At 61.1% G+C, this 1,613-nt stretch carries 1 protein-coding gene; it reads left to right on the top strand.

Going from position 1 to position 1,613, the window contains the following annotated elements; genetic code table 11:
• A partial coding sequence (locus WBP53_RS02545; RefSeq protein WP_423925623.1) for a PKD domain-containing protein occupies window positions 1–1,613 on the top strand: 1,613 nt, incomplete at both ends.

Raw genomic sequence — 1,613 nt, 5'->3', positions numbered from 1 at the left:
GCAATGGCAACCTCATCCTCGGCGTGTTCCGGCGCAACGGCACGACCGCCGAATTGTTCGATACCTGGGCCCTGGCTCAGCCGTTCACCGACGTGCATCTCGTGGCCGGGAACCTCGACGGTTCCTCCGATCACAATCTGCAGCTCGGAGTACTGGTGCGCACCATTCCGAGCGGTCTGCGCGCCGTGGTACTGACCGGCCGTGTTGACGGCGGCATCCAGCAGGCGGACAACACCTCCGCAGGTTCATGGACTCGCGCCGGGTCAGTCGGCGTGATCAGCATGGCGGTGGGCGACATGATCCTCGACGGCCACGAGCAAATGGTTGTCGTCAGCGAAACAGGCTCCGTAGCGACGCGCGCGCTCAATTACCACTTGCTCGAATTCCAGCCTTCGACGACAGCGCTTCCAGTCGCTCCAGGGGATATCGCCATCGGCAGCAAGACCTTTACCAGTGTGCTGGGCACGTCTTTCGAGGCAGACAACGCCAGTCCGACGATCGATGGGATCGACAAGCTCGTGGCAAGGGCGGGAGATCTGGTCGATACGGCCGCAGCCGAACTGGTCATCCATCTGCAGGCCCATCACAGCGACTCGAACAACTACATTGGCCAGCGCCTGCACCACTTCACGACCACGCGCAATGCCAACAATGGGATTACCGGCATCGGCTTCTTCAGCCGTGGTCCAGGCCAGGAATATGATTCCAGCCTGCTTGTACAGACTGATTTAGAGAGTGGGCTGGCCAGTTTTGAAGCTACCATCGGCAATGTCGATCGCATTTCACCGAATGAAATCATCCTCGCGCGATCGGAACAGGGTAACCGTCTCGTTGTCTCTGCATTCAAGGCGGAGGTCGATTTCAACGCGGCCTACACCTATGTGCGCAACGGGCGAAGCGTCACCTTCACCAATCAGTCGACCGGTTCGATCGCAAGTCGCACGTGGAACTTCGGAGACGGCAGCGGTCCGGAGACGGCACTCAATCCCAGCCATCAATACGCCAGCGACGGCACCTACAACGTCACCCTGACAGTAACCGGCACCAGCGGCGGAAGCAGTCAGTACAGCCAGATGATCAGCGTAGCCGCATCGGGCACCAGCGCGGGTGGCCAGCAGGCGAGCTACGCCTACCACGTCCGCTATCCCGCCACCTACGAGGACAGCTGGCCGGTCGGGAACTTCTCGAATCTGGCCACCGTCAACGTCGCGGTCGGCGACATGGACCGCGACGGCATCGCCGAAGTCATGACTATCGCGCGCAATGAGACCGACAAGATCGTCCGCTCGCGCTGGCGCCTTGAAGATACTTCGGTGCCGCTCAGCTTCACCGGCTCGCATGTAGAAGAAACGCTGTCGGCGTTCAGCAGCCTGACCGGTCTCGATCTGGTCGCGGCCGATTTCGATGGCGATTCGGTCAACGCCGTCGTCGGCACCGATTGCCGCCAGGTCATCGAGCCGCAGCTCCGCCAGGTGGTCTGGCTGCCGCCGTACTTCCGTGCGTTGCAGGCCAGTGCGCAGAAATTCGCTTCCTTTGGTACCAACTCCAGCCAGGGCAGCTCGATAGAGGAATCCTCGGGGAGTTTCACCTCCGACGATGTCTCGGTGTATGTC

Origin of the sequence: Dokdonella sp. (assembly GCF_049593775.1) — a bacterium.
Taxonomy (GTDB): domain Bacteria; phylum Pseudomonadota; class Gammaproteobacteria; order Xanthomonadales; family Rhodanobacteraceae; genus Dokdonella.
This window is presented reverse-complemented; position numbering and strand designations above follow the sequence as displayed.